At 59.8% G+C, this 25,870-nt stretch carries 28 protein-coding genes, 1 pseudogene and 1 riboswitch; of the genes and pseudogenes, 12 read left to right on the top strand and 17 right to left on the bottom strand.

Annotated features, from left to right (window positions below):
• The first annotated feature begins 26 nt into the window (after positions 1-26).
• A complete protein-coding gene (locus Q1A51_RS01645; protein ID WP_299603038.1) occupies positions 27-734 on the top strand; it encodes a head GIN domain-containing protein in 708 nt (235 codons plus the stop codon).
• A gap of 190 nt (positions 735-924) precedes the next feature.
• Positions 925-1,182 (top strand): hypothetical protein, encoded by a 258-nt coding sequence (locus Q1A51_RS01640; protein WP_299603035.1) that lies wholly within the window; start codon positions 925-927, stop codon positions 1,180-1,182.
• Between the two features lie 3 nt (positions 1,183-1,185).
• On the opposite strand, the gene mmsB is transcribed toward Q1A51_RS01640, so the two are convergent.
• The 6 genes and pseudogenes from mmsB to Q1A51_RS01615 all read right to left on the bottom strand — a co-directional run bounded on the left by mmsB (position 1,186) and on the right by Q1A51_RS01615 (position 6,582).
• On the bottom strand, positions 1,186-2,058 hold the full coding sequence (gene mmsB / locus Q1A51_RS24310; RefSeq protein ID WP_366869743.1) for a 3-hydroxyisobutyrate dehydrogenase: 873 nt from the start codon (positions 2,056-2,058) through the stop codon (positions 1,186-1,188).
• 33 nt (positions 2,059-2,091) lie between these two features.
• Positions 2,092-3,099 (bottom strand): annotated as a pseudogene (locus Q1A51_RS24305) (enoyl-CoA hydratase/isomerase family protein); the annotation flags it as partial.
• A complete protein-coding gene (locus Q1A51_RS01630) occupies positions 3,096-3,446 on the bottom strand; it encodes a RidA family protein (protein ID WP_299603031.1) in 351 nt (116 codons plus the stop codon). The gene Q1A51_RS01630 and the pseudogene Q1A51_RS24305, both read right to left, overlap by 4 nt.
• A complete protein-coding gene (locus Q1A51_RS01625) occupies positions 3,443-4,585 on the bottom strand; it encodes an acyl-CoA dehydrogenase family protein (RefSeq protein ID WP_299603028.1) in 1,143 nt (380 codons plus the stop codon). The genes Q1A51_RS01630 and Q1A51_RS01625 overlap by 4 nt, the downstream gene beginning before the upstream one ends.
• Before the next feature lie 61 nt (positions 4,586-4,646).
• Positions 4,647-5,081: a hypothetical protein gene (locus tag Q1A51_RS01620; protein ID WP_299206516.1), complete on the bottom strand. Its 435-nt coding sequence runs from the start codon at positions 5,079-5,081 to the stop codon at positions 4,647-4,649.
• Position 5,082: 1 nt separating this feature from the next.
• The gene (locus tag Q1A51_RS01615) at positions 5,083-6,582 is read right to left on the bottom strand and encodes a CoA-acylating methylmalonate-semialdehyde dehydrogenase (protein ID WP_299603024.1); all 1,500 of its coding nucleotides are present in this window, start codon (positions 6,580-6,582) and stop codon (positions 5,083-5,085) included.
• 124 nt (positions 6,583-6,706) lie between these two features.
• Between Q1A51_RS01615 and Q1A51_RS01610 the strand changes: the two genes are divergently transcribed.
• The 3 genes from Q1A51_RS01610 (at position 6,707) to coaD (ending at position 8,799) form a co-directional block, all read left to right on the top strand.
• Positions 6,707-7,618 (top strand): LysR family transcriptional regulator, encoded by a 912-nt coding sequence (locus Q1A51_RS01610; protein ID WP_299603021.1) that lies wholly within the window; start codon positions 6,707-6,709, stop codon positions 7,616-7,618.
• A gap of 174 nt (positions 7,619-7,792) precedes the next feature.
• Complete coding sequence (locus Q1A51_RS01605; RefSeq protein ID WP_299206510.1) at positions 7,793-8,227, top strand: CBS domain-containing protein; 435 nt, start codon at positions 7,793-7,795, stop codon at positions 8,225-8,227.
• A gap of 80 nt (positions 8,228-8,307) precedes the next feature.
• Positions 8,308-8,799: a pantetheine-phosphate adenylyltransferase gene (gene coaD, locus Q1A51_RS01600; protein ID WP_299206508.1), complete on the top strand. Its 492-nt coding sequence runs from the start codon at positions 8,308-8,310 to the stop codon at positions 8,797-8,799.
• A 38-nt stretch (positions 8,800-8,837) separates the two neighbouring features.
• On the opposite strand, the gene Q1A51_RS01595 is transcribed toward coaD, so the two are convergent.
• The 7 genes from Q1A51_RS01595 to gap (Q1A51_RS01565) all read right to left on the bottom strand — a co-directional run bounded on the left by Q1A51_RS01595 (position 8,838) and on the right by gap (Q1A51_RS01565) (position 14,841).
• The gene (locus tag Q1A51_RS01595) at positions 8,838-9,884 is read right to left on the bottom strand and encodes an iron ABC transporter permease (protein ID WP_299603016.1); all 1,047 of its coding nucleotides are present in this window, start codon (positions 9,882-9,884) and stop codon (positions 8,838-8,840) included.
• Between the two features lie 5 nt (positions 9,885-9,889).
• Positions 9,890-10,825 (bottom strand): ABC transporter substrate-binding protein, encoded by a 936-nt coding sequence (locus Q1A51_RS01590; protein WP_299603013.1) that lies wholly within the window; start codon positions 10,823-10,825, stop codon positions 9,890-9,892.
• Positions 10,826-10,837: 12 nt separating this feature from the next.
• Positions 10,838-11,620, bottom strand: coding sequence for an ABC transporter ATP-binding protein (locus Q1A51_RS01585; protein WP_299603010.1), 783 nt, complete (start codon positions 11,618-11,620; stop codon positions 10,838-10,840).
• The gene (locus Q1A51_RS01580) at positions 11,617-12,021 is read right to left on the bottom strand and encodes a DUF1636 domain-containing protein (protein ID WP_299603005.1); all 405 of its coding nucleotides are present in this window, start codon (positions 12,019-12,021) and stop codon (positions 11,617-11,619) included. Before Q1A51_RS01580 ends, Q1A51_RS01585 begins: the two co-directional genes overlap by 4 nt.
• A 103-nt stretch (positions 12,022-12,124) precedes the next feature.
• Positions 12,125-12,340, bottom strand: a riboswitch (cobalamin riboswitch).
• Positions 12,341-12,473: 133 nt separating this feature from the next.
• Complete coding sequence (gene gap / locus Q1A51_RS01575) at positions 12,474-13,478, bottom strand: type I glyceraldehyde-3-phosphate dehydrogenase (RefSeq protein WP_299603002.1); 1,005 nt, start codon at positions 13,476-13,478, stop codon at positions 12,474-12,476.
• 143 nt (positions 13,479-13,621) lie between these two features.
• Positions 13,622-13,765, bottom strand: a complete 144-nt coding sequence (locus Q1A51_RS01570; RefSeq protein ID WP_299602999.1) for a hypothetical protein — start codon at positions 13,763-13,765, stop codon at positions 13,622-13,624.
• 74 nt (positions 13,766-13,839) lie between these two features.
• On the bottom strand, positions 13,840-14,841 hold the full coding sequence (gene gap, locus Q1A51_RS01565) for a type I glyceraldehyde-3-phosphate dehydrogenase (protein WP_299602997.1): 1,002 nt from the start codon (positions 14,839-14,841) through the stop codon (positions 13,840-13,842).
• 205 nt (positions 14,842-15,046) lie between these two features.
• Here gap (Q1A51_RS01565) and Q1A51_RS01560 point away from each other — a divergent pair, with 205 nt between their 5' ends.
• Positions 15,047-16,021 (top strand): DUF808 domain-containing protein, encoded by a 975-nt coding sequence (locus tag Q1A51_RS01560; protein ID WP_299602994.1) that lies wholly within the window; start codon positions 15,047-15,049, stop codon positions 16,019-16,021.
• A gap of 413 nt (positions 16,022-16,434) precedes the next feature.
• Here Q1A51_RS01560 and tkt read toward each other — a convergent pair whose 3' ends face one another.
• The gene (gene tkt / locus Q1A51_RS01555; protein ID WP_299602991.1) at positions 16,435-18,450 is read right to left on the bottom strand and encodes a transketolase; all 2,016 of its coding nucleotides are present in this window, start codon (positions 18,448-18,450) and stop codon (positions 16,435-16,437) included.
• A gap of 274 nt (positions 18,451-18,724) precedes the next feature.
• On the opposite strand from tkt, the gene Q1A51_RS01550 reads away from it, so the two are divergent.
• Both Q1A51_RS01550 and Q1A51_RS01545 read left to right on the top strand, forming a co-directional pair.
• The gene (locus Q1A51_RS01550; RefSeq protein WP_299602988.1) at positions 18,725-19,216 is read left to right on the top strand and encodes a hypothetical protein; all 492 of its coding nucleotides are present in this window, start codon (positions 18,725-18,727) and stop codon (positions 19,214-19,216) included.
• Positions 19,209-19,601 (top strand): cell division protein ZapA, encoded by a 393-nt coding sequence (locus tag Q1A51_RS01545; RefSeq protein ID WP_299206483.1) that lies wholly within the window; start codon positions 19,209-19,211, stop codon positions 19,599-19,601. Before Q1A51_RS01550 ends, Q1A51_RS01545 begins: the two co-directional genes overlap by 8 nt.
• A 103-nt stretch (positions 19,602-19,704) precedes the next feature.
• Here the strand turns inward: Q1A51_RS01545 and grxD are convergent, their stop codons facing one another.
• The 3 genes from grxD to Q1A51_RS01530 are packed head-to-tail and all read right to left on the bottom strand — an operon-like array spanning position 19,705 to position 20,625.
• On the bottom strand, positions 19,705-20,067 hold the full coding sequence (grxD, locus tag Q1A51_RS01540) for a Grx4 family monothiol glutaredoxin (RefSeq protein WP_299602984.1): 363 nt from the start codon (positions 20,065-20,067) through the stop codon (positions 19,705-19,707).
• Position 20,068: 1 nt separating this feature from the next.
• On the bottom strand, positions 20,069-20,386 hold the full coding sequence (locus tag Q1A51_RS01535) for a hypothetical protein (RefSeq protein WP_299602982.1): 318 nt from the start codon (positions 20,384-20,386) through the stop codon (positions 20,069-20,071).
• Entirely contained in the window at positions 20,386-20,625 is a 240-nt protein-coding gene (locus Q1A51_RS01530; protein WP_222521292.1) for a BolA/IbaG family iron-sulfur metabolism protein, read from the bottom strand. Before Q1A51_RS01530 ends, Q1A51_RS01535 begins: the two co-directional genes overlap by 1 nt.
• Positions 20,626-20,787: 162 nt before the next feature.
• Here Q1A51_RS01530 and Q1A51_RS01525 point away from each other — a divergent pair, with 162 nt between their 5' ends.
• The 4 genes from Q1A51_RS01525 (at position 20,788) to Q1A51_RS01510 (ending at position 25,802) form a co-directional block, all read left to right on the top strand.
• On the top strand, positions 20,788-21,756 hold the full coding sequence (locus Q1A51_RS01525) for an XdhC family protein (protein WP_299602979.1): 969 nt from the start codon (positions 20,788-20,790) through the stop codon (positions 21,754-21,756).
• Positions 21,753-22,745 carry a molybdopterin-binding protein gene (locus tag Q1A51_RS01520; RefSeq protein ID WP_299602977.1) on the top strand — a complete coding sequence of 331 codons (993 nt, stop codon included), beginning with the start codon at positions 21,753-21,755 and terminating at the stop codon, positions 22,743-22,745. Before Q1A51_RS01525 ends, Q1A51_RS01520 begins: the two co-directional genes overlap by 4 nt.
• 117 nt (positions 22,746-22,862) lie before the next feature.
• Complete coding sequence (locus tag Q1A51_RS01515; RefSeq protein WP_189368599.1) at positions 22,863-23,348, top strand: (2Fe-2S)-binding protein; 486 nt, start codon at positions 22,863-22,865, stop codon at positions 23,346-23,348.
• Positions 23,349-23,438: 90 nt separating this feature from the next.
• Complete coding sequence (locus Q1A51_RS01510) at positions 23,439-25,802, top strand: xanthine dehydrogenase family protein molybdopterin-binding subunit (protein WP_299602974.1); 2,364 nt, start codon at positions 23,439-23,441, stop codon at positions 25,800-25,802.
• Positions 25,803-25,870: the final 68 nt, after the last annotated feature.

Below are 25,870 nucleotides of genomic sequence, written 5' to 3'. Positions count from 1 at the left end.
TTCGTATTCACATCGGGAGAGTGAAGATGAGACGACCTTTGTACGTCGTGCCTGCTGTCTGTGTGGTTGCCTTGGCCACCCCGCTGGCGGCTCGCGAAACAGTTCATGACTTTTCAGGTTTTACCAAGATAATCGCCGCTGATGGTGTGACGGTCCGGGTGTTTTCAGGCTCGGACTACCGCGTTGTGTCCGATGTCTCTGGCACTGCGCGCGAACGTCGGCTGGTGGTGGAACAGGACGGCGACACGTTGTCGATCAAACGCCAGGGTGGGTCGTCGATGATCCTCATGGGGATGGCCGATTACTATACCGTCACGGTGCATATGCCAGAGTTGACGTCGATCATTGGCAGTCGCGGGGTTGATGTCGAAGTATCAGGCACGTTTACCGATGCGTTCGAAGCGATGAGCAGCAGTGGTGCCGATGTCGATATTGACGGGTTGGACACCGAAACGGTGTTCCTCAAGGCCAGTTCGGGCTCGGACCTGGACGTGCGCGGCTCCTGCGGGTCCCTTGTGGTCGAGGCCTCCAGTGGGTCGGACATTGATGGTGAAGATCTGGAATGCCGGGACGTCCATGCACGCGCCTCAAGCGGGTCGGACATCGAAATCCATGTCTCCGAGACCTTGTTCGCACGCGCCTCCAGCGGGGGCGACATTAATGTGGAAGGTGCGCCGATGGATGTGAAGGTGAAGGAAAGCTCAGGCGGGGAAGTGAGCCTGCCCGGGTCCTGAACCGTTCTTCAGTTGCTGTATAAGCCGCCAATCGGGCAAGGCTGGTAAACGTTGCGCATCGTGCACGTTCGGCTCCCGTGTCGCGTGAAGGGCGACGCAGGGAAGTCCGATTGTTTTGGTCAGAATGCCGCATTCAATGCGGTTCCAAGCCTCCTATCTGATGGGAAACCTTTGATGGAGCAGACCAAACATGACCACGACAAACACCAACGCTGCGCGACAGTTGGGTTTTATCCGAGCCGGGATGCAGAAAATATCGGATGCCGCGCGCACCATGTTCTCTGCCGTGGTTGGCCCGGAGCTTTACGTGTTGCTGGGCATACTGGCCTTGGTGGTCGCATGGGGGCTGGCCATTGCCACATGGGGGTATCCAGCCCTGATCATCGTGGCCCTGTTCCTTGTCTTTGTGATTTTCGCAGGCTTAATGCTGATCACCGTGGGGAAATAGCAATCAGCCGCGCCCGCGGGTTTCGAACCGGGGTAGCATGGCGCTGAAATCCTTGCCCAGACCATCCTCGTTTTCGACAAACTGGCGGTAGAGTTCGAGCGCGCGTTGACCCATCGGGGTGTCCGCGTCGACGGCCTCTGCCGCCTGCTGGCTCAGCCCGAGGTCTTTCAGCATCAGTTCCGCTGCGAAGCCCGGGGTGTAGCCATTGTCCGCGGGGCTTTGCGGGCCGACACCCGGGGCAGGGCAATAGGCGTTAATTGTCCAAGAATAGCCCGAGGATGTGCTGACCACATCGAACATTTTTTGTCGGTCAAGTCCGAGTTTGTCGGCCAGGGCAAAGGCTTCGCAGGTGGCGATCATGGTCGCGCCGAGGATCATGTTGTTGCAGATCTTGGCCGCCTGACCGGCGCCTGCATCGCCGCAATGCACGGCCTTCTGGCCCATGATGTCGAAGAGTGGTTTGGCGGCGTCGAACGCCGCTGGGCTGCCGCCCGCCATGAAGGTGAGTGTTCCACCAGCAGCGCCGCCGATGCCACCAGAGACGGGTGCGTCGACAGAGCCCAGCCCGGCAGCATCTGCCTGTGCGGCGACCGCACGCGCGCTTTCCACATCAACGGTCGAGCAGTCGATCAGAGTTGCGCCGGGTTTCATCGCGGGGATCACTTCGGCGGCGACGGCGCGCAGGATGTCGCCATTGGGCAGCATCGTGATGACGATGTCCTGATCGGTAGCGGCCTCAGCAGCGCTTGGGGCATTCGTGACGCCCTCGGCAGTGGTTCCGGCCACGTCGAACCCGGTCACGCTATGCCCGGCCTTCGCAAGGTTCGCGGCCATCGGGGCACCCATGTTGCCCAGCCCAACAAATCCGATCTTCATGCCCGTTCCTCCCAGTTTGAGTGCCATGTCCCCAAGCGGCATCAGCATCTTGCTGACCGCGGCGGGCGGGACCGCGCCGTCGGCATATTGCCATTTCGGTGTGCGGTCCTTGTCTATGATGGCCGCCCTGATCCCTTCAAGGAAGTCACCATGCTCCATTGCGCGCGCGGTGAAACGGTATTCAAGGTCCAGCGCCTTGTCCAAGGTCAGCGATGGACCGCGCAGGCGGTGCTGGGCTTCGATGGTACAGGCCATGGAGAGGGGGCTGTTGCGGCCCATGCGCTTGAGTGTATCGCGAGCAAAGTCACTGTCCTCGTCCCGCAGCGTGGTCAGCACGTCGCTGAGTGACGCGCCATGAAAATGCCTGTCAATGTCAGGCATTGCTTGTTGAAGTGGTCCGCGCTCCGGATCCGTGGCGGCAGCAGCGATGCAGGATGTGTCGCCCGTGGCCTCAAGCGTGGCTATCAGTGCGGGCCAGTGTGCTTCGGCCACGTAGTGGTCGGCGAAGCCAGCAAAGATCGCGTCGCTTGCATTCATCCGCGCCGCCGTGGTGCCCAAGTACTCCCCCAAACGACCCGGGGCGAGGGAGAGCATCAGCGACCCACCCACATCCGGAACAAGGCCGATGCCGCATTCTGGCATGGCGATCTGGCTGCTGTCGCCCACGACGCGGTGTGACCCGTGACAGCCAATGCCGACCCCGCCGCCCATGGTGAACCCTTGCAGGAAGCTGACCACCGGCTTGGGATAGTGAAAGATCTTGTGGTTCAGTCGGTATTCGTCGGCCCAGAATGTTTGGCCGTAGGCATAGTCGCCCTTAGTCCCTGTTTCGTAGAGTTCGGCAATGTCACCGCCCGAACAGAAGGCGCGGTCGCCGATCGCATCGAACACCACCACTTCGACACTGTCATCGCTGCGCCATGCGTCCAATGCCGCTTCGATGGCGAGGCACATCTCATAGGTCATCGCGTTGAGCGCTTGGGGACGCTGCAAGGTGATCCGGCCCGCGCGCCCGGTGATACGGATGGAGATGTCAGTCATGGCAAAGCCGCCGTGCAGATGATTTCGATGTCGTAGCCTTCGCCACCAATCTGTACCTCTCCGCACGACCGGGCGGGGGCGGTACCAGCGGGCACCCATGCGTCCCAAACCTCGTTGATGGCGTCATAGTCGGATATAGAGGCGAGCCAGATGGTCACGGACAGCAATCGGGTTTTGTCAGTGCCCATGGCGGCAAGGTGATGATCGACCTTGGCCAGCGCTTCGCGTGTTTGGGTCTGGATCGGTGCAAAGGCGGTACCACACTGCCCGGCAAGATAAGCGGTCTGACCGTGCACAACCGCCTGGCTCATCCGTTTGTCCGAATCGAAGCGCTTGATGTCGGTCATCGGTTCTTCAACATGTCTCGCGCCACGATCACGCGCATGATTTCGTTGGTGCCTTCAAGGATCTGGTGCACGCGCAAATCGCGGACCAGTTTTTCGATGCCGTAATCCGCTAGATAGCCATAACCGCCATGCAATTGCAGGCACTGGTCAACGACCCTGGATCCCGCGTCAGTCACGAACTTCTTGGCCATGGCGCAGAATTTGGTGGCATCAGGCGCGCCGTTGTCGAGCTTCCATGCGGCTTGGCGCAGGAAAGTGCGGGCGGCTTGCAGTTCGATCTCCATATCCGCGAGGCGGAATTGCAGGCCCTGGAACTGGTCGATGGGCTGACCAAACGCCTTGCGCTCGCCCATATAGGCCAGCGTCACATTCAAAGCCGTCTGGGCTGCGCCCAATGAACAGGCGGCAATGTTCAGACGACCGCCATCGAGGCCCATCATCGCATATTTAAAGCCTTGGCCTTCTTCTCCGACCAGATTGCCGCTGGGGATATTGCAATTGTCGAACTGGACCTGCGCAGTGGGTTGGCTGCGCCAGCCCATTTTGTCTTCCAGCCCACCAAATGACAAACCTTCGGTTTCGTCTTCGACATAGACTGTGGACACGCCCTTTGGCCCGTCTTCTCCAGTGCGCACCATGCAGACATACGCATCCGAGTATCCGCCACCAGAGATGAACGCTTTGGTGCCGTTCAGGGTGTAGCCCTCATTCGTGCGATCCGCACGGGTGCGCAAGGCCGCCGCGTCGGAACCAGAGCCGGGTTCGGTCAGGCAATAGCTGAGCACGGTGTTCATGCTCAGGACGTCCGGCATCACGCGGACCTTCAGACCGTCACCCGCAAAGCTGTCGAGCATCTTGGCGCACATGTTGTGGATCGACAGGAAGGCCGCAACGGATGGGCAGGCCATGCTCAGCGCCTCGAACACCAGCGTTGCATCAAGCCGGGACAGACCCGCACCGCCCGCATCTTCCGAGACATAGAGCGAAGCAAAGCCCAGTTCACCCACCTTGAGCCACAGGTCTTTGGGGATGGTGCCAGCAGCTTCCCAATCGCGCGCATGGGGCGCGATCTCGGACTGGCCAAAGGCATGGGCCATGTCGAAAATTGCGGTCTGTTCCTCGGTCAGTGCGAAATCCATGCTGCCTCCCATAGCGCAATGGCTTGAATTGAACGCACGTTAAATTCCGATGTTTGCAGGACTATTGCAAGGCCTGCTTTCCGACCGGGGGCAGAAGCATATCAAGGGATTTTTCAGGCTGACCAAGTAGCGTCAGTGCCTCGGATTCCGAGTGCTGCACCATCGGCACAACCGCATCCACGTTGTCCCAGGATTTAATGAACAGCGCGCTCAGTTCCTGACTGATCTGCGTTGGTGCGATATAGACAACAAGCGATTGCACGCCGGAGTTGGCAAAGCGATCTACTTTGGTCGCTTGCATCTGCATGAAACGAACATAGTCCCGTTCATAGTCGGTGATGCTGCTGAAATCGACCAACTGCTTTTGGCCAAGCGCATAGTGCGGGTGGGCCAAATAGGTTTGGGTGGCACCGAGTGTGTCGTCTATGGTCACGAAACCTGAATACCGGACCACGACCAAGCCGCGGTCCGGGATGATGCGAAAACGTATGGGCATGCTATTCCATTACGGGGATCGAAAATTCTCCGCCTTCCTTTATTCCAGATGGCCAACGGGCCGTCACTGTCTTCGTACGCGTATAGAACTTAAATGCGTCAGGACCGTGTTGATTTAGGTCACCAAATACGGATTTTTTCCAGCCCCCAAATGTATGATAGGCCAATGGCACGGGAATTGGGACATTAATGCCTACCATGCCGATGTTGATTCGGTTGGCAAAATCGCGGGCTGTGTCACCGTCCCGGGTGAAGATTGCGGTCCCGTTTCCGTATTCATGATCCATGGCAAGGCCGATGGCCTCTTCGTAGGTTTGTGCGCGGACGGTTGTCAGGACAGGGCCAAAGATTTCCTGCTTGTAGATATCCATGTCTTTGGTCGCACGGTCGAAAAGATGCGGACCGACAAAGTATCCCTCTTCGTAGCCTTGAAGTTTGAAATCACGCCCATCGACAACCAGTTCGGCGCCCTGATCAATACCGGTTTGCACAAGCCGTTCGATGTTGGCCTTGGCTGCGCCGGTCACAACGGGGCCATAGTCCACGTCATTGCCTGCGGTGTAGGGGCCAACCTTAAGCTTTTCGATGCGCGGCACCAGTTTTTCAATCAGACGGTCTGCGGTTTCGTCGCCGACGGGCACTGCCACCGAGATCGCCATGCAGCGTTCGCCCGCTGCGCCATAGCCTGCACCGACCAGCGCATCGGCGGCCTGATCCATGTCGGCGTCGGGCATGACGATCATATGGTTCTTGGCCCCGCCAAAGCACTGAACGCGTTTGCCGTTCGCACAGCCCGTGGCATAGATGTATTCCGCGATGGGGGTTGATCCGACAAAGCCAATGGACTGGATCACGTCGTGGTGCAGGATCGCGTCCACGGCTTCCTTGTCGCCATTGACCACTTGCAGGATACCTTTGGGCAGGCCCGCCTCTTCCATCAATTCGGCCAGCATCAGGGGAACCGACGGGTCGCGTTCGGACGGTTTGAGGATAAAGGCGTTGCCGCAGGCGATGGCAGGCGCGAACATCCACATCGGGATCATGGCGGGGAAATTGAATGGCGTGATGCCCGCCGTCACACCCAGCGCCTGACGCATGGAATACATGTCGATGCCGGGGCCGGCGCTGTCGGTGTATTCGCCTTTCAGCAGGTGCGGCGCGCCGATGCAGTACTCGACAACTTCGAGGCCGCGCTGCACGTCGCCTGCCGCATCGGGAAGTGTCTTGCCGTGCTCGCGGCTGAGCGCTTCGGCCAGCTTTTCCATGTCGCGATTGAGCAAAGTCACGAACTTCATCAACACGCGCGCCCGGCGTTGCGGGTTGGTGGCCGCCCAAGCCGGTTGCGCTTTGGCAGCAATGTCGACGGCATGGGCCAATTCGCTTGCCGAAGCGAGCGGCACCTTTGCCTGCACCTCACCCGTGGCGGGGTTCATGACGTCGGCAAAACGGCCCGATGTTCCTTTGACGTGGGCACCATCGATGTAGTGGGTCAGTTCCTGCATTCTGCGTCCTCCCGAGGGGGTGTTGAGTTTCGAAGTTGGCGGCAGGATAGTCTTGCAAAATATCTGGCAAAAGAGGCAAGTAGGCAAAACCATTTTGCATTTTTGCAGACTGAAAGAGGTTTTGATGCTGCCACATTGGGATGATCTGCGCCTGTTTCTGGCGGTGGCGCGCGCTGAAACGCTTTCGGCGGCCGCCACGGATGTCCGCAAGGATGCCGCGACCTTGGGTCGGCGTGTGGCGCGACTGGAGCGGGATCTGGATGTGGTTCTATTTCGCAAATCTCCGCAGGGATATGCGTTGACGGATGCGGGGGCGCAGTTGCTGGAGCGGGCAGAGACCGCAGAGGCCGCCATGCGCGCCGCAACGGAAGGGATTTCCGGGGCAGGGCCTACCCAAGCTGAGACCGGGTTGACCGGTCAGGTGCGCATCGGTGCGCCGGATGGATGCGCGAACTACGTGCTGCCGCAGGTCTGTGCCGCCTTGGGGAAAGCGCACCCCGCGCTCGATATTCAGATCGTTGCCTTGCCCCGGGTGTTCAACCTGTCCCGTCGCGAGGCGGATCTGGCCATTGGCGTAAGTGCACCGACAGCGGGGCAGCTGACGGTGCAACGTATTACAGATTACCGGCTGCATCTGGCTGCCAGTGAGACCTATTTGGAGGGTGCTGCGCCGCTGGCCAAGATGACCGACCTGCAGTCACACCGGATTGTTGGATACATCCCTGACATGATTTTTGATCGAGAACTGGATTATCTGGCCGATGCCGGGGTCGAACGGGTTGCACTGGCGTCCAACTCGGTCGCGGTGCAGTTGAACCTACTGCGGCAGGGTGCGGGCGTCGGTGTGGTGCACGACTTTGCCTTGCCATTCGCATCTGGTCTGCGCCGAGTGCTTCTGGACCAGATGTCTCTGTTGCGCAGTTTTTTCCTGATCCGGCATCAGTCTGACACCCGTGACCGACGGTTGAACGCGTTTGCCGAGCTTCTGGTGCAAGGGGTCCGGTCCGAGATTGCGCGACTTGAAGGCTGTGTGTGAATAAAATCAAATGCTTGCAGGCATACGCTCAACTTCCAATTTAGCGCGTAGCGGTCGCGCTCACGGGCAGATTTCAACCGGCAGTGGATCGCCGGGCGACGTTCGTACACTTGACAGACAGGGCCTTGGCGGCAGACGCTGGGTTATGCCGCAGTATTGACGAGGTCCAGATCCATGCTTGTGCACCAGATTCTCAAGTCCAAATCCGATGACGCTGTTGTTACGGTGAAACCCGGCACGCAGGTGTCCGAAGCGGCGAAGATCCTTGCCGAGCGCAGGATCGGGACAGTCGTCGTCTCAACAGATGGGCTAACCGCTGAGGGTATCCTGTCGGAGCGCGACATCGTGCGGTTTCTGGCCAAGCGGGGTGGAGCCATCCTGAACGAGCCGGTGGACAACTTCATGACCTCGAAACTGGTGACATGCCAGCGCGACGACAAGGCGGACGATATCTTGGCCCAGATGACGGAAGGCCGATTTCGCCACATGCCCGTCGTCGAGGACGGGCAACTCGTGGGGCTGATTACCCTGGGCGACGTGGTCAAGGCGCGGCTGACCGAGCTGTCGATGGAGAAGGAAGCGCTTCAAGGCATGATTATGGGCCACTGACCAGACACTTGCGTCGTGTTTGCTTGCAATCGCGTGTCTGAAATGCTGCATTGCGGCCAAGACGACTGACGGAGCCGCCAATGCGCATCGGCCTTTACCCTGGCACCTTCGATCCCATCACGCTGGGGCACATTGATATCATTCGGCGGGCCAGTCCCATGGTCGACAGGTTGGTGATTGGCGTTGCCATCAACCGCGACAAAGGGCCTTTGTTCTCATTGGAAGAACGCGTGGCAATGATCGAGGCCGAATGCGCGAAGTTGAGCGCGCAGACGGGGACCGAGATTGTCGCCCATCCCTTTGAAAACCTGTTGATCGATTGTGCTCGTGACGTCGGAGCACAGCTTATCATTCGTGGACTGCGGGCCGTTGCCGATTTTGAATACGAATTCCAGATGGTCGGCATGAACCGCCAGCTTGATAACAGCATCGAAACCGTATTCCTGATGGCCGAAGCCGAACACCAGGCGATTGCATCCAAGCTGGTCAAGGAAATCGCCCGCCTTGGGGGCGATGTCAGCAAGTTTGTGACACCGCTTGTGAATGACGCGCTGGAACAGCGGTTCGGTTGATCTGGATCTTTCGACACGTTCTTCGAGGACACTTTCGTCTAGCCCACGCGCCTGCGCAGCAGCCAGACAAAGAAGACACCACCAATGAGCCCGGTGATGACGCCAATTGGCACCTCGTCGGGCGCCATGAATGTGCGCGCAAGAACATCGGCCCAGATCAGGAACACGGCACCCAGTAGGGCAGAAGCAGGTAGAACGCGCGCATAGTCGCCCCCGACGATCAGGCGCACGATGTGTGGCACCATCAGGCCAACAAAACCGATGATGCCGGAGAAGGCCACCATGACACCGGTGATCAGCGCGCCCACCACGAAAACGGAGAGGCGAAACTGAGCCACCGAAATGCCCAAAGTGGATGCTGTTTCATCCCCGATGGTCATGGCATTCAGGTTGCTGGCGTTGAGCCACAGGTAAGCGCCGCCTGCGACCAGGATTGCAAATGGAAAGACAAGCTGGCCCCACTGGGCGAGGCCAAGCCCACCCAGCATCCAGAACACTACAGTATGGGTTGCGCGCGGATCACCAAGAAAGATCAGCATGTTGGCCAGTGACATGACGATGAAGGACACGGCAACACCTGCGAGGATCAGACGATCTGCGCTGGTTGCCGAGGCAAACTGGGACACCGCCAGCACAAGCAGCGTCGCTGCGAGCGCACCAAGGAAGGCCAAAAGCGGTACGGTGAGCAGGCCCAGAAACAGACCCGTATGCAGCAAGGCCAGGATGGCACCAAAGGCTCCTCCGGCAGAGATGCCCAGAAGATGGGGATCGGCCAGCGGATTGCGTGTAACGGCCTGCAGGCTGGCCCCGACCATTGCAAGTCCGGCCCCGACACAACACGCCAGAAGCGCGCGGGGAAAGCGGATGTCCCACACAATCGCCTCGCGCCCCGAAGACCATACCACCGGTACCCAGTCGGGCGATATCTTGTTAGCGACTACGCCCCAGACCACCGACATCGGGATCGGAATCGCACCCAGGCCAATAGCTGCAGAAATGGAAAGGACCAGAACAGCAAAGCCCACCATGATCGCGAACGGGCGCGTCAAAGTGCGGTTTTTTACAGCTGCACTGGTTCTCTCCATGCGGATCACTCCACGCGGAATGCGGCGGCGAGCGTCTTCACCGCGTTGATGTTGCGGGGACCCGGTGTTGCCTCGACATATTCCAAGGTGACGAAGCGATTATTTTTGACTGCATCAATCTCGGCAAAGGCGGGGTTGGACATCATGAAGACGCGTTTTTCCTCAGCTGTGACCTCACCGTAATTCACGATCACAATGATTTCGGGATTGCGCTCAACCACCGCTTCCCAACCGACGGTGGCCCAACTTTTTTCAAAGTCATTCATGATGTTGGCGCCACCCGCTGCTTCGATCAGGGCGTTGGGCATGGCATAGCGCCCTGCCGTAAATGGCACATCTTCACCACTGTCATAGACAAAGACACGGGGGGCCGCCTCAAGTGGCTCTAGCTCCGCCGTAAACCCCTCCAGATCGGCGCGGTAGTCTGCGACCAATGCTTCGGCCTTGTCAGAAACGTCAAAAATCGCACCCAGCTTCAGCAGGTCGTTGTACATGTCGTCCATGCTGGCCGCGCCTTTGTCGCCGATGTGAATGCAGCTTTCCGTCAGCTCGTACACGTCGATGCCAAAGGGCGCGAGCGTTTCAGGCGTGACATCGCCTCCGACCTTCATGCCGTAGTTCCAACCGGCAAAGAAGAAGTCTGCGTCTGCTCCGATCAGCACCTCTTTGCTGGGGTATTTTGCGGACAATTCTGGCAGCGCTTCGATGCCCGCCGTCATCTCTTCGTCTAGTGTTTTCCAGCCCGAAATACCTGTGTAACCGACCATCCGGTCTGCAAGGCCCAGGACAAGCATCATCTCGGTCAGGTTCACATCGTTCGAAATTGCAGCCTGTGGCGGGGCATCGAAGGTCACGGTGCGGTCACAGCTTTGAACCGTGGTTTGCGCCAATGCGCCCGTGGCGCACAAGGTGGTGGCAAGGATCGTGAGTGTGCGTTTCATTTGTGGGGGTCCTTACGTCGGCAAATGGAATGAAAAATGTCTGGTATCGCTTGGGCTCAGCCGCTCGCGCCGCGCATCGACACGGAATGCGGATGACACCTGTGCTTCGGTCAGCACCTGATCGGGAGGGCCAAAGCCCTTGGTGTGGCCATTCTCAAGAAGCAGGATGGCGTCACAGGTCTGCGCGGCCATGTTCAGGTCGTGCAGTGAGACGATGATGGTCAGGTCAAGTTGACGGATCAGGGCCAAGACCTCCAGTTGATGGCGGATATCGAGGTGATTGGTCGGCTCATCCAACACCAGAACCTGGGGTTCTTGCGCCAGCGCGCGGGCCACCATGACCCGTTGCCGTTCTCCACCGGACAGTGTTGCCAGGTCCCGGTCCGCAAAATCCTGAAGGTGCAATTGCTTGATCGTTCTTGCGACGATGTCGGCATCCCGTGCGCCGCTAGTGGAAAACCCGGCGCGGTGCGGTGTGCGGCCAAGCGTCACGACCTCGCGTACGGTCAACCCAAAGGAAGAGGCCTGTTCCTGCAAGACCGCCGCCACACGTTGTGCGGCCATGCGCGGCGGGACAGACCAGATGTCTTCGCCCGCGATGCGAATTTGCCCGGTCAGAGGGCGGTAGTAGCGGTAAATCATCCGCAGCAGCGTTGATTTACCAGCCCCGTTTGGCCCAACGACACCCAGAACCTGCCCAGCCTGAACGTGAAAGCTGGTCGGTTTCAGCAGCGGGGCCGAGCCACGCTGTGGTGTCCAACTGACGTTTTCGGCAATAACGTCCGCTGCGCTCATGACACACGCACGTCGCTGTCTTCCAGCGCGATGATGGCGGCGGGCACACGCGCCAGTGTCGATGTGCGCAGTTTTCCGGGGCGGTTTACGGATGAACACCAGCCGTCGTCTATCCGTGCGTACTGCTGCGCAAATGCCACGAGGTCGTCTATGTCTGTGTCCGCTTCGATATCCCCAAACAGGTACGTGGCCTTGCGGGTGCCGTGATAGGCAACGGTGCAGGGGCGATCGCATCCGGCCATGCAGGCCACGCCAGAGATTTCAAACTCGTCCGTGATGCTGTCGCCCGCCGCGACAATCGCAGCGCGCAATTTTGCAATCAGTTCATAGCCAGGTCGGCAATTGCTGCCCTTGTGCCGACAGGATGTACATATCGTGATCTTCTGTGGTGGTTGGCCCATGTCGCCCTCCGCGATAGTTCGAGGCGTACGGCAGACATGTCACTTTCAGCGGGGTGTTCCGCAAAAACCATCATGGCCTCCTGTCCGGACGCCCCGTCCGGGTTGAAGTTACATCGATGATGGCAGGTCTCCTGACTCGCGGGTCCGGGCTTGCCCGATCCTTCCCGAACGCAGGCGTTCAGTGGTGATCATCGGGGTCGCTCACCGCTCACAGTTGCGGGGGCAGTTACGGATTTGGCGCCAATTGGCATCCTCACCGTATTCCCTTTTCATCCCGGGTAGCCGTTGGCATCCGGGAACCATCGCGAAAAACGATCTGCTAGAAACAGGGGCGCGTCAAGCGGGAAAGATCGAGTGGCCACTCGGATATCTGCGTTGTGTCGCGGGGCCGAGGCTGCAAACAAAAAAGGCGCCCGTGCGGGGCGCCTTTTCGATCTGTGGTGCGATACAGGTCAGAGGTAGTTGCCCATCTCAACCGCTGTGTCACCCATGCGGTTCGAGAAACCCCATTCGTTGTCATACCAGCTCAGGATACGGACCATGTTGCCATCCATGACCTTGGTCTGGTCGGTGGCAAAGATCGACGAGTGCGGATCGTGGTTGAAGTCCATTGACACCAGTTTGGCGTCCGTTACGCCCAGCACACCTTTCAGTGGGCCAGCGGCGGCGGCTTCGGTCATGGCTGCGTTAATCTGCTCAACGGTCACGTCGCCATTCACCTCAACCGTGAGGTCGACACAGGATACGTTCGGTGTGGGGACGCGGATCGCCACACCGTCCAACTTGCCGTTCAGTTCCGGCATGACCAGACCAACGGCCTTGGCTGCCCCGGTCGAGGTGGGGATCATCGACAGCGCCGCTGCACGGGCGCGGTAGAGGTCCTTGTGCATCGTGTCCAGCGTCGGCTGGTCGCCGGTATAGCTGTGCACGGTGGTCATGAAGCCACGCTTGATCCCGAACTGGTCGTGCAGGACCTTTGCCACGGGCGTCAGGCAGTTGGTCGTGCACGAGGCGTTCGACACAACCACATCGTCGCCTGACAGTGTGTCGTGGTTCACGCCATATACGATGGTTTTGTCGGCATTCTTGCCGGGGGCCGAGATCAGCACGCGGCTGCTGCCATTCTCCAAATGTGCCTGGCAGGCTTCTTTCGAGGTGAAGATGCCTGTGCACTCCATCACGATGTCCACATGGCTCCAGGGCAGATCGGCCGGGTTGCGCTCTGCTGTGACCTTGATGGGGCCGTTGCCAACGTCGATGCTGTCGCCCGCGACCGTCACGGTGGCAGGGAAGCGGCTATGCACGCTGTCATATTGCAACAGGTGTGCATTTGTTTCCACGGGGCCCAGGTCGTTGATCGCGACCACCTCGATATCTGTCCGACCGCTTTCGACGATCGCGCGCAGCACGTTGCGCCCGATGCGCCCGAACCCGTTGATTGCAACTTTAATGGCCATGGTATCCCCCATGTCTGGTGTCAGAATGATGTCTGAACGCGGCCCCGAACTTGAGGGGTGCGCCGTTACCGCTAACAAATGCAAAGCGGCGCGATTGTCAACCGGGGATGCCGGTCAAATCGGTGCGACATGTCGGGCACGGGTCAGCGCCAGAAGGCGATCCACTCCAGCAGCTCAGCGAATTTCTTGCCCAGGAAAATCAGGTGTTCCATGCCATACAGCATCACATCCAGGGTGATCGCGCCGATGATCAGCAGGGCAAGGACAAGAGCGATGCGGTTGGTCATGGGGCTGCGTCACAAAGAAAAAGGGCAGGGCTGTTGTGACAGCCCCACCCGATGCTTGCAACCTGTCGCGTTGTTCAGGTCAGGCGACCCATGGCAACGGCCACATCGGCCATGCGGACCGAAAACGCCCATTCGTTGTCATACCATGCCAGGACGCGCACCATCCGGTTGCCCACCACCTTTGTCTGATCGGGGGCAAAGATGGACGAGTGTTCGGTGTGGTTGAAATCAACGCTGACCTTCTGTTCGTCATCATAGGCTAGCACACGACCCATGGGGCCGGCTGCAGCCTCGGCCATAGCGGCGTTGACTTCTTCGACGGTGACGTCGCGACCCGCTTCGAATGTTAGGTCCACGGCGCTCACGTTCGGTGTGGGCACGCGCATGGCGGTGCCATCCAACTTGCCCGCGAGGTTCGGAAGGACTTCCCCCAACGCCTTGGCGGCACCGGTTGACGTCGGGATCATTGCCATCGCCGCGGCGCGGGCCCGGTATAAATCGTCGTGGCGACGGTCCAGTGTCGGCTGATCGCCCGTGTAGCTGTGGATCGTGGTCATCACACCGCGTTCGATGCCAAAAGCGCGATCCAGAACCTTGGCCAGCGGGGCAAGGCAATTGGTGGTGCAGGACCCGTTGGAAATCATCCGGTCATTGGCGGCGAGCTGTTCGTCGTTCACGCCGAAGACAACCGTCTTGTCCACGTTCTTGCCTGGGGCCGACAGCAGCACTTTCTTGGCGCCGCGGTCCATGTGGACCCTGGCTTTTTCGCCGTCGTTGAACTTGCCCGTGCACTCCAGCACCACGTCCACGCCGGTCCAGTCCAAATCATTCATGTCGTAGGTGGACATCATGCGGATCGGTCCACGGCCCAGATCTATCGTATCGTTGGTCAGTTTCACCTCGTTTGGGAAACGACCGTGCACGCTGTCATACTTGATCAGGTGGGCGGCAGTTTCCAACGGCCCCGTTGCGTTCACAGCCACCACATCGATGTCGTTGCGCAGCGACGTTGCAATATGGCTGAGGGTGCAGCGCCCAATGCGTCCAAACCCGTTAATTCCGACTTTGATGGTCATGTTTCCGGTCGTCCTTCCGCTGGGGCAGCTTGAATGTCGCGAGCGTGATAGCCGCTGCGCCGCAATGAGAGAAGGGGAAAAGAGAATATTAATCAGAGTGTTAGCGATAAACGTGTTCCATTGTATGCAGTTCGCGCTAACAGTATGCGGAACCGCCACACTGTGTTATGCGCTAACGTAAGGACAAAACGAGGGAACGGGCGAAATGAGCGGACTTTTGGCTCTTTTGGACGACGTTGCGGGAATCGCCAAAGTGGCGGCCGCATCAGTGGATGATGTGATTGGGCAGGCAGCCAAGGCCGGGGCGAAGGCGGCTGGCGCTGTGATCGACGACGCTGCGGTGACGCCGAAATACGTTGCGGGCTTTTCAGCTGACCGCGAATTGCCAATCATCTGGCGTATCGCCAAGGGGTCGTTCAAGAACAAGCTCGTGTTCCTGTTGCCCATCGGTCTGCTGCTGGCCAACTTTGCGCCTTGGGCCATTCCGCCGCTTCTGATGCTGGGCGGAGCCTATTTGTGTTTCGAAGGGGCGGAGAAGGTGGCGCATGTGCTGGGGTGGGGCCATGGGCACGATGATTACCCAGGCAAAGAGACTGAAGTTCAAGACCCGGCGCATCTGGAAGAGCAGAAGGCCCAAGGTGCCATCAAGACCGATTTTATCCTGTCGGCGGAGATCATGACGATCTCACTGGCTGCAATCCCCGAAAGCAACTTTTGGATGGAAGCCGCGACGCTGGCGGCTGTGGCCATTATGATCACGGTGGCGGTCTATGGATCGGTTGCATTGATCGTGAAGGCGGACGACGCAGGCCTTGCCATGGCAAACAATGGTCGCCTTGGCCTTACACGGGCGCTGGGACGTGGGCTGGTCAAGGTGATGCCAGGCTTTATGAAACTGCTGACAATCGTTGGTACGGCGGCCATGCTTTGGGTTGGCGGGTCCATCATTGTGCACGGCTTGGCAGAAATGGGTTGGCACACACCGGAAGAGATAATCTATGGCCTCGGCAAATCGGCGGGAGCCATGGTCGAGGGGGCGTCGGGCTTCGTGTCTTGGATCACCAAGGCTGGTGTTGATGGAATCTTGGGCCTTGCCATGGGCTTTGTACTCATCCCGGTTGGGGAAAAGATCATCACGCCGATCTGGCGCGGTGTATCTGCATCGCTTTCGCGCGCCTGATCCTTAAGCTAAGTACAATTTTCCTGGCGCGGACGATCTGATGTCAGACCGTTTCCGCGTGCGGCTTGGGACTGATCTTGGCGTCTACCATCGAATCCTGGGGTTCTGTCGCAGAAGACATGGGTAGGGCTGGATCACACGCATCTTTTCTAAGCGAAACAAGCATCGTCATGGCAACGGTCAAAGCCGCCCCGCCGAGCGAATAGACAAGCAAAGCAACCCACCAACTGGCACCCATTGCCAAAGCTGTTATTGCCCCACCGGCGGCCAGAATCGTGGCTATGATCAATATGCCAATCACGCGTGCCCTATTGTTTGCGCTCACTCTCCAAATACGTGTGTGCCAGTTTCCACACCTGAGACACTAAGAACAGCACAAAATTTCAACCGGGGCGTTAACGGCACTCATTCGCTCATATAAGCGCCTTTGCCTTCTTGACCACTATTTCCGCCGTGATACCGAATTTTTCGAAAAGGACGCTGGCAGGTGCGGATGCGCCAAAGTCGTCCATACCCACAAAATCGGCCTTGTTGGCCTTGCCACGTTCGCCCAGCAGCCAACGATCCCAGCCCTGACGCACCGCTGCTTCGATGCCGATACGAGCGGCTCCCGCAGGCAAGACTTTGCGGCGATAGCTCTCATCCTGCTGTGCAAACAACTCCATGCAGGGCATGGATACGACACGAGTACCGATACCGGCACTTTGCAGGGTTTCACGGGCTTCGAGTGCGATAGAGACCTCTGAACCCGAGGCAATCAGAATCACCTGGCGCTTACCTTCGGCCTCAGCCAGCACATAAGCGCCCTGGGCCGTCATGTTCTTCAGCTTGTGCTCTGTGCGTACTGTCGGCAGGCCCTGACGGGTCAGGGACAGGACCGACGGCGTTTCAGTGGATGACAGCGCAAGTTCCCAGCTTTCAGCGGTTTCCACCGCATCGGCGGGGCGGAACACCATGGTGTTGGGCGTGGCCCGGCTGATGGCCAGATGCTCGACCGGTTGGTGAGTCGGACCATCTTCGCCCAGGCCGATGCTGTCATGGGTCATAACGAACACTGTTGGGATCTTCATCAGGGCTGCCAGACGCATGGCGGGGCGGGCATAGTCAGTGAAGCACATGAACGTGCCGCCATACGGACGGATGCCACCATGCAGGGCCATGCCGTTCATTGCGGCGGCCATGCCGTGCTCACGGATACCCCAGTACACATAGCGACCGCCACGGTTGTCGGTGTCGAACACACCCAGATCGCCCGTCTTGGTGTTGTTCGATCCGGTCAAGTCAGCCGAGCCGCCTACGGTTTCAGGCATCACCGGGTTGATGACTTCAAGTGCCTTTTCAGATGCCGCCCGCGTCGCCAACTTGGGCGCGCTTTCCGACATCTGCTTTTTGAACGCTTTGATGATAGCCGACAGCTTCTTGGGCACCTCACGGGCGAGGGTCCGGTTGAACTGCGCCTGCTTTGAACCTGAGATGGAGGCAAACCGCTCTTCCCAGGCTGCGCGCGCTTCGGCCCCACGGGTGCCGATGGCCTCCCACGCGGCTTTGACATCGGCGGGCACATCGAACGGTCCGGTGGTCCAGCCATATGCCGCCTTGGCGTCCTGCAACTGCGTCTGGTCGGTCAACGCGCCGTGGCCTTTGGACGTATCCTGTGCCGCATGACCCAGTGCAATATGCGTCTTGCAGGCAATCATGGTGGGCTTTTTCTGTGTCTTCGCCTTGGTGATCGCGGCGTCAATTGCCTCCGGATCGTGGCCGTCAATCTCGATCACGGCCCAGCCCGCAGACTTGAAGCGCTGCGGCTGGTCGGTGTTGTCTGCCAGCGATACCGGCCCATCAATCGTGATGTTGTTGTTGTCCCAGAAGACAATCAGCTTGCCCAGTTGGTGACGGCCAGCAAGCGTGATGGCTTCCTGGCTGACACCTTCCATCAGGCATCCATCACCTGCGATGGCATAGGTATAGTGATCGACAACCTTCTTGCCGTATTGGGCGCGCAGGATTTCCTCGGCCATGGCAAAGCCCACAGCGTTCGAAACGCCTTGGCCCAGTGGACCAGTGGTGGTCTCGATTCCCTTGGCGTGGCCATATTCCGGGTGGCCTGCAGTGATCGCGCCCCACTGACGGAAGTTCTTGACCTGCTCAAGGGTCATATCCTCGTAGCCGGTCAGGTGCAGCAGGGAATAAAGCAGCATTGAGCCGTGACCGGCAGACAGAATGAACCGGTCGCGGTCGGGCCAGTCCGGTGCCTTGGCGTCGAATTTCAGGTGCTTTTCAAACAGGACGGTGGCCACATCGGCCATCCCCATGGGCATGCCTGAGTGGCCGGAATTGGCGGCGGCCACGGCATCAAGGGTCAAGGCACGGATGGCGGTGGCCTTGGACCAGTGGTCGGGATGGGCGGTGCGAAGGGCTGTCAGATCCACGGAATTGCTCGTCCTTTGGAATTTGGTTTGAGGCTGCATATCAGGCAAAGACCAAAGATCAAGGCGCTGTGCCCAAGCAAATCGGGGCATCTAACGGCAAGCGGCGTTTTGCTACATCAAAGCCGCCCTGCAAGTGGTTGATCGCAAAGGGGGGCGCATTTCCATACCTCTTTGGCTAAACTCAAGCCCAACCGGACGCTAAATCGATTCGAACAGTCCGGGCGGATGGAACCATTGCGCCCATGCGCGAGGAAAAAGGGGACAGGCACAGGAAATGAGCGATATCGACGGATTGCAGCAGCGGCTGACCGCCGCGATGGACAGGATCGCCACCGGCCTTGAGGGGCTGGACACGGCAGGGGCCGACGACACGGCGGCCTTGCAAACAGCCTTGGATGATGAGCGTGTTGCGAACGCGCAGCTGACGGAGCGGGTGCGCAAGCTGTCCGAACGGCAAGAAGCTGCCACCTCCGACGCCAAGGCCAATGCCGATGCGGCGCAAGCCCGGGTGCAGGAATTGGACCTTGAACTCCAAAGGCTGCGCAAGGCGAACGAGCAGTTACGCGAGTCGAACGCCGCTTTGCGCACAGCGAACGAGGAAGGCGTCGGGGAAGCGCACCTGATCAACAAATCCATGATGGCCGAGCTTGAAGGTCTGCGGGCTGCCCGCGCTGCAGATGTGGCCGAAGCCAACAGCATAATCGGGGCGCTGACCCCGCTGCTCGACCAACTCGAAGCCCCGGAAGAGGAGGACGCAGATGCCTGAGGTCACAATCAACATCGGCGGACGCCCTTTTCAGGTTGCCTGCCAGGAGGGTGAAGAAAGCTATCTGCACTCCGCAGCCAAGATGCTCGATGACGAAGCGCAGGTGCTGGCCGATCAGGCCGGGCGCATGCCGGAAGCGCGGATGCTGCTGATGGCGGGTCTGATGCTGGCGGACAAGACGGCGAGCGTCGAAGATCGCGTGGCCGAGGTCGAAGCCAAACTGGCCGAACGCGAGGCGGAACTGGAAGGGCTGCGCACCATGGGCGCGCCAGAGCCGGAACGGATTGAGGTGCCCGTCGTGCCGCAAGCGGTGACCGACACGCTGGCCGAGTTGGCGGCCCGAGCCGAAGCACTCGCCGCAGAAGTGGAAGAGAAGACAGCGTAAAGCGCAGCTTGCTGCGCATTCCCGCGAAACAAAAGAAGGCGTGCCAACCCGGCACGCCTTCTTTCTTTGAAACGTAAGGCGCACGTGTCGTGCGCCCAGCTGCTTAGCCGTTGGCTTCGCGGATCTTGTCCGCCGCGTCCTTGTCATAGGTTACGCCGTTTTCATCAAACAGCGTGTCCAATTCGCCGGACAGTGTCATCTCGGTAATGATGTCACAACCGCCCACGAATTCGCCTTTGACATAAAGCTGCGGGATGGTTGGCCAATCCGAAAAGTCCTTGATGCCTTGGCGCAATTCTTCATCAGCCAGAACGTTCACATCGGCGAAATCGACGCCCATATAGTTCAGCACGCCAGCCACGCGGCTGGAAAAGCCACACTGGGGCATGGACTTGGTACCTTTCATGTAAAGGACCACGTCGTTGGCGGTGTTGGTTTCGGTGATCCGGCTTGCGGCGTCGCTCATTCTATTTGCCTTTCTTGTGGAAAGCGCGGTGAAACCGCGCGGCATAGGTTTCATCTTCGGGCATCGCTTGGACATGCGTGCTGGCTTCCGCCATGTAGCCGCTCTTTTTCGCGGTTCCATCCGTTTTGACCTGGTTTACACGCTCCAAAGCGTCATTGCGTCGGTTGACCTTGTTCACAAGCGTCAGATCAGTCGCTTCCATACCCAACGGTACGACCCGGGTCTGACCCATCTCGTCACGATCGGGACGGCGCGCCAACAATGGACGCCGCGGTGCCCGTCGAAACGGCATAGTCACCATATGCCACAAGGCAGTCATCAAGGTGCTTTTGTCGTCAGGGCCAGCGCATGCAACTCGCCATGACTGCCATCCATCTTGCCCTTCAGCGCCTTGGTGACGGCCCGGTGTTGTTGCACACGGTTCATACCGGCAAACGATGCGTCGATCACCTCGGCCGAATAGTGGTTTCCGTCACCCGCCAGGTCCGTGATGGTGATCTTGGCGTCGGGAAAGCTCTCACGGATCAGGTCTTCGATCTCTTGGGCTTGCATTGGCATCTGGCTGGTCTCCGGCTGGTCTTGCATACGGATGTAGGCCGCAGGCGGGGAACGCGCAAGCATAAGCACGCGCAACAACCTGTGCTTAAGTCAGGGTTGTGTTCCCGGGAAGTCACCGCTTACGTTTTGCGCGGATGAAACCAGCAAAAATGGACGGATCGCATGTCGTCGGTTGAAACCGCGCCGGAGCAAGCGCTCGAATGGATCAAAGCGGGCAAGGGCGCGGCCCTTGCCACCGTGATCGAAACCTGGGGCAGCGCCCCGCGCCGCGCCGGGGCGCAGATGGTCGTTTCGGGCGACGGCGACATGATGGGCTCCGTCTCGGGTGGTTGCGTCGAGGGCGCCGTGGTGGTCGAGGCGATGGAAGCGCTCGAAAACGGCGCCCCACGTCTGCTTGAATACGGGGTCAGCGATGGGGACGCCTTTGCAGTGGGGCTGGCCTGCGGCGGCACGATCAAGATCCTCGTTGAGCCGGTGGGGTCGGCGATGCCCGAAGACACGCTTGATGCGCTTGTTACGGCCCGCGCGACGCGCCGACAGGCAGCCTATGTGGTCGACACTGAAAGCTGGGACAGGCGGCTGGACTACGACGGCCATGCGGCACGCTTTGCCAAGGACCGCACGGGGATGGAGGAGGATGGCAAGACCTTTGTCGCCATTCACAACCCGCCGCTGCGACTGGCGATTGTTGGCGGTGTGCACATCGCCCAGGCGCTTGTGCCCATGGCGAAACTGGCTGGCTATGACCCCTATATCATCGACCCCCGAGAAGCCTTCGGCTCCGAGGCCCGCTTCCCAGGTGAACGCGTGATCAATGACTGGCCGGACGAAGCGCTGGCCGAGATCGGTGTGGATGCCCGCACCGCCCTGGTCCTGCTGACACACGACCCGAAACTGGACGATCCGGCGCTCCACATCGCGTTGAAGTCCGAGGCGTTCTATATCGGCGCGCTCGGCTCCACGCGCACCCATGCCAAACGCGTGGCCCGGCTGGAAGACTCGGGGTTCACCGCAGACCAGATCGCGCGGATTAAAGGGCCCATTGGACTCGATATTGGTGCGGCAAGCCCGTCAGAGATCGCGGTGTCCATCTTGGCCCAGATGGTCGCAACCCTCAGGCAAGGCGCATGAAGTTCGGCCCAAGGCCTGCAGCGGATGCGCTTGGCGCGACGCTCGCCCATTCGTTGGCGGGTCAGTCCCGTCGCGTGTCCAAGGGAACCGTCCTGACAGATGACGACATTGCAGAACTGACTGCGGCAGGTCACGACACGCTGACGGTCGCGGCGCTCGACCCAGGCGACATCGAAGAAAACAGTGCCGCCGAAGCTCTCGCCGCTGCCGTCGTGCCAACGCCCGAGAAACAGGGGCTGCGTATCAGTGCGGCCGGGGCAGGGCGCGTGAACCTTTACGCGATGGGCCCGGGAGTCTCCCTGCTGGATGTGGATCGGCTCTCGCGTATCAATGCGGTTGATCCCATGATCACCATTGCCACTGTGCCGCCATTCCATCGCGTCGATGCACGCACCATGGTCGCCACGATCAAGATCATATCCTATGCCGTGCCGCAGGACGCGTTGGACAGGGCGACAGAGGATGCTGCCCATGCAATCCGTATCCTGAGCCCGCAATATTCAACGGCGACGTTGATCGAAACGCAGGTTGGCAATGCCGAACCGTCCTCCAAGGGCCGTGCCGCGCTGACCGGTCGGCTCGACCGCCTGAATGTGTCGCTGACGCCCCGGGTGGTGGTGCCGCATCGCGACGCCCCGCTGGCCCAAGCCGTCGCAGAGGCAGAGGGCGAATTTGTTTTCATCCTTACGGCGTCCGCCACATCGGACATGCACGATGTCGCACCGTCAGCGGTGCGTGAGGCAGGTGGAACCGTCACTGCCTATGGCATGCCAGTTGATCCGGGCAATCTGCTCTTTTTCGGAACACACCAGGACAGGCCAGTGATCGGCCTGCCCGGATGCGCGCGATCGCCAGCACTCAACGGCGCAGACTGGGTTCTTGAACGGTTGATCTGTGGTGTGGACCTGACCCCGCAGGACATCGCGCAGATGGGGGTTGGCGGCTTGCTCAAGGAAATTCCGACTCGGCCCCGACCGAGAGAAAGCTGATATGCTAAGGCACTGCGCGATCTTGCGATTTCGCGGATGCGGCGAAGTTTTCTGTTCTCAAGTGCCACGACCCATGCTTAACTTGACCCCAACAAGAACGCCAAAAGGGAGGATGCCATGGCACAGGTCTCGATGACCGTGAACGGAAAGGCTGCGTCTGGCGAGGTCGAGGGACGCACATTGCTGTCGTCTTTCCTGCGCGACCAGCTGATGCTGACAGGAACCCACGTGGGCTGCGACACGTCTCAATGTGGCGCCTGCGTTGTGCATGTGGATGGGCAGGCAGTGAAATCCTGCACGATGCTCGCTGTTGAGGCCGAAGGGGCCGATGTGGCCACGATCGAAGGTCAGGCCAACGCGGACGGATCGCTGAACGTGATCCAGCAGGCCTTTCAGGACCATCACGGACTGCAATGCGGCTTCTGCACACCCGGCATGGTGATGTCGGCAGCAGCACTGCTCAAGGACAACCCAAAGCCGACCGAGACGGAAGTCCGGGAATACCTTGAGGGCAACATCTGCCGCTGCACGGGCTACCACAACATCGTCAAGGCGATCATGGCTGCCAGCGGCCAAGATGTGTCGGCCATCGCCGCCGAATAGCACCAAATTCCGCAGCCCGGATATCCTTCCGGGCTGTCAGTCAGCAGGCGCGCGGGGAGGCGCGTCACGCCAACAGGGAGGAATAACAATATGCCAAAAGACGGAGGCATCGGCGCCAGCAGCAAGCGGCGCGAAGACGTGCGGTTCCTGACAGGGGCCGGAAACTACACCGACGACATCAACATCCGTGGCCAGGCCTATGTGCATTTCTTGCGCTCTGACATCGCGCACGGAACGATCAAAAGCATCGACACCGCGGCGGCTGCCAGGATGCCCGGTGTGGTACGCGTCTTTACCGGAGCGGATTTCGAAGGCGTGGGCGGTATGCCCTGCGGCTGGCAGGTCACGGACCGTCACGGCCAGCCCATGCAGGAACCAGCACATCCGATCCTTGCGCAGGGCAAGGTCCGGCATGTGGGCGAACCTGTCGCCGCCGTTGTGGCTGACACCGCCGAACAGGCCCGTGATGCCGCCGAAGCCATCGTGCTCGACATCGACGAACTGCCTGCAGTGGTTGATATGAAAGCGGCGCTTGAAAGCGGCGCCACCAAGGTGCACGACGATCTCAACGACAACCTCTGCTACGACTGGGGCTTTGTTGAAGAGAACAAGGATGCCGTGAACAAGGCGTTCGAAGATGCGGCGCATGTCACGTCGCTGGAGTTGGTGAACAACCGCCTCGTCGCCAACCCAATGGAACCGCGCGTCGCCGTTGGTGACTATGCCAAGGGCACCGACGACAGCACGCTGTATACGACGTCGCAGAACCCGCACGTGATCCGGTTGCTGATGGGCGCATTCGTCCTCGGCATCCCCGAGCACAAGCTGCGCGTCGTGGCCCCCGATGTGGGCGGCGGTTTCGGCACCAAGATCTTCCACTACCAGGAAGAGGCGTTCTGCACCTTCGCCGCCAAGGCCTGCAACCGTCCGGTCAAATGGACATCCTCGCGCACCGAGGCGTTCATCTCGGACGCGCATGGCCGCGACCACGTGACCAAGATCGAGCTGGCGCTGGATGCGGACAACAACTTCACCGCGATCCGGACCGAGACGCACGCCAACATGGGCGCGTATCTTTCGACTTTCGCGCCGTCGATCCCAACTTGGCTGCACGGCACGCTGATGGCAGGGAACTACAAAACCCCGCTGATCTACGTGAACGTCAAGGCGGTCTTTACCAATACGGTACCAGTCGATGCTTACCGTGGCGCAGGCCGCCCCGAAGCGACGTTCCAGCTGGAACGTGTCGTGGACAAGGCCGCGCGCGAGTTGGGCGTTGATCCTATCGCGCTGCGCCGCCAGAACTTCATCACGGAGTTCCCCTATGCCACACCGGTCGCTGTCGAGTACGACACCGGTGACTATCACGGCACCATGGACAAGCTTGAAGAGATGGGCGACTTCGCCGGTTTCGCCGCGCGCCGCTCGGAAAGTGAAAAGAACGGCAAGCTGCGTGGCTTGGGTGTGAACTGCTATATCGAGGCCTGCGGCATTGCTCCGTCGAACCTTGTCGGGCAACTCGGTGCACGTGCCGGTCTCTATGAAAGCGCGACCGTCCGTGTGAATGCTACGGGCGGTCTGGTTGTGATGACCGGCAGTCACAGCCACGGGCAGGGGCACGAGACGTCCTTTGCGCAAGTGGTGGCCGAGATGATCGGCATCGACGAGAACATGGTCGAGATCGTGCACGGCGACACCGCCAACACGCCGATGGGCATGGGCACCTATGGCTCCCGCTCTATCGCGGTGGGGGGATCCGCCATGGTCCGCGCGACCGAGAAGATCATCAACAAGGCCAAGAAGATCGCCTCTCACCTTCTGGAGGCGTCCGAGGCCGACATTGAGTTGAAGGACGGCGCGTTTTCTGTTGCGGGGACCGACAAGTCGGTCGCCTGGGGCGATGTGACCCTCGCGGCCTATGTGCCGCACAACTACCCGCTTGAGGATATCGAGCCGGGGCTTGAGGAAACGGCCTTCTATGATCCGGCGAATTTCACCTATCCATCAGGGGCTTATGCCTGTGAAGTTGAAGTGGATCCGGACACTGGCAAGGTGACCATCGAACGGTTCGCTGCCGCCGATGATTTTGGCAACATCATCAACCCGATGATCGTGACCGGTCAGGTCCATGGCGGTATTGCGCAGGGCATTGGCCAGGCGCTTTTGGAAAATTGCGCCTATGACGAAAACGGCCAGCTTCTAAGTGCGTCCTACATGGATTACGCGATGCCGCGCGCCGACGATCTGCCGATGTTCGCTGTGGATCACTCCAGCCAGACGCCCTGCACACACAATCCGTTGGGCGTGAAGGGATGTGGCGAGGCCGGGGCCATCGGGTCACCGCCTGCAGTGGTCAACGCTGTGGTCGATGCGCTGCAATCGGCAGGCACGGATGTGACCCATATCGACATGCCGCTGTCACCCGACAGGGTTTGGGAGGCAATGAACGGCTGAATGGAAAGTGTGGGACCGGGGGCCAGCCCCCGGACCCCCGAAGTTTATTTGGCAAGATGAAGACGCGC

Source organism: uncultured Tateyamaria sp. (genome assembly GCF_947496075.1).
Classification (GTDB): Bacteria; Pseudomonadota; Alphaproteobacteria; order Rhodobacterales; family Rhodobacteraceae; genus Tateyamaria.
The sequence above is the reverse complement of the archived record's forward strand: the minus strand, read 5'-3'. Positions and strand labels throughout refer to the sequence as shown.

Bases quoted from the DNA above. Each gene is read 5' to 3' on its own strand.
- Q1A51_RS01630 (WP_299603031.1), bottom strand. From the start codon at position 3,446: ATGACCGACATCAAGCGCTTCGATTCGGACAAACGGATGAGCCAGGCG.
- Q1A51_RS01645 (WP_299603038.1), top strand. From the start codon at position 27: ATGAGACGACCTTTGTACGTCGTGCCTGCTGTCTGTGTGGTTGCCTTG.
- Q1A51_RS01550 (WP_299602988.1), top strand. From the start codon at position 18,725: ATGAGCGATATCGACGGATTGCAGCAGCGGCTGACCGCCGCGATGGAC.
- gap (WP_299602997.1), bottom strand. From the start codon at position 14,841: ATGACCATCAAAGTCGGAATTAACGGGTTTGGACGCATTGGGCGCTGC.
- coaD (WP_299206508.1), top strand. From the start codon at position 8,308: ATGCGCATCGGCCTTTACCCTGGCACCTTCGATCCCATCACGCTGGGG.
- Q1A51_RS01520 (WP_299602977.1), top strand. From the start codon at position 21,753: ATGAAGTTCGGCCCAAGGCCTGCAGCGGATGCGCTTGGCGCGACGCTC.
- grxD (WP_299602984.1), bottom strand. From the start codon at position 20,067: ATGAGCGACGCCGCAAGCCGGATCACCGAAACCAACACCGCCAACGAC.
- Q1A51_RS01610 (WP_299603021.1), top strand. From the start codon at position 6,707: ATGCTGCCACATTGGGATGATCTGCGCCTGTTTCTGGCGGTGGCGCGC.
- mmsB (WP_366869743.1), bottom strand. From the start codon at position 2,058: ATGAAGATCGGATTTGTTGGGCTGGGCAACATGGGTGCCCCGATGGCC.
- Q1A51_RS01590 (WP_299603013.1), bottom strand. From the start codon at position 10,825: ATGAAACGCACACTCACGATCCTTGCCACCACCTTGTGCGCCACGGGC.
- Q1A51_RS01510 (WP_299602974.1), top strand. From the start codon at position 23,439: ATGCCAAAAGACGGAGGCATCGGCGCCAGCAGCAAGCGGCGCGAAGAC.
- Q1A51_RS01625 (WP_299603028.1), bottom strand. From the start codon at position 4,585: ATGGATTTCGCACTGACCGAGGAACAGACCGCAATTTTCGACATGGCC.
- gap (WP_299603002.1), bottom strand. From the start codon at position 13,478: ATGGCCATTAAAGTTGCAATCAACGGGTTCGGGCGCATCGGGCGCAAC.
- Q1A51_RS01525 (WP_299602979.1), top strand. From the start codon at position 20,788: ATGTCGTCGGTTGAAACCGCGCCGGAGCAAGCGCTCGAATGGATCAAA.
- Q1A51_RS01515 (WP_189368599.1), top strand. From the start codon at position 22,863: ATGGCACAGGTCTCGATGACCGTGAACGGAAAGGCTGCGTCTGGCGAG.
- Q1A51_RS01585 (WP_299603010.1), bottom strand. From the start codon at position 11,620: ATGAGCGCAGCGGACGTTATTGCCGAAAACGTCAGTTGGACACCACAG.
- Q1A51_RS01580 (WP_299603005.1), bottom strand. From the start codon at position 12,021: ATGGGCCAACCACCACAGAAGATCACGATATGTACATCCTGTCGGCAC.
- Q1A51_RS01570 (WP_299602999.1), bottom strand. From the start codon at position 13,765: ATGACCAACCGCATCGCTCTTGTCCTTGCCCTGCTGATCATCGGCGCG.
- Q1A51_RS01545 (WP_299206483.1), top strand. From the start codon at position 19,209: ATGCCTGAGGTCACAATCAACATCGGCGGACGCCCTTTTCAGGTTGCC.
- Q1A51_RS01530 (WP_222521292.1), bottom strand. From the start codon at position 20,625: ATGCCAATGCAAGCCCAAGAGATCGAAGACCTGATCCGTGAGAGCTTT.
- Q1A51_RS01615 (WP_299603024.1), bottom strand. From the start codon at position 6,582: ATGCAGGAACTGACCCACTACATCGATGGTGCCCACGTCAAAGGAACA.
- Q1A51_RS01620 (WP_299206516.1), bottom strand. From the start codon at position 5,081: ATGCCCATACGTTTTCGCATCATCCCGGACCGCGGCTTGGTCGTGGTC.
- Q1A51_RS01560 (WP_299602994.1), top strand. From the start codon at position 15,047: ATGAGCGGACTTTTGGCTCTTTTGGACGACGTTGCGGGAATCGCCAAA.
- Q1A51_RS01605 (WP_299206510.1), top strand. From the start codon at position 7,793: ATGCTTGTGCACCAGATTCTCAAGTCCAAATCCGATGACGCTGTTGTT.
- Q1A51_RS01595 (WP_299603016.1), bottom strand. From the start codon at position 9,884: ATGGAGAGAACCAGTGCAGCTGTAAAAAACCGCACTTTGACGCGCCCG.
- Q1A51_RS01640 (WP_299603035.1), top strand. From the start codon at position 925: ATGACCACGACAAACACCAACGCTGCGCGACAGTTGGGTTTTATCCGA.
- Q1A51_RS01535 (WP_299602982.1), bottom strand. From the start codon at position 20,386: ATGACTGCCTTGTGGCATATGGTGACTATGCCGTTTCGACGGGCACCG.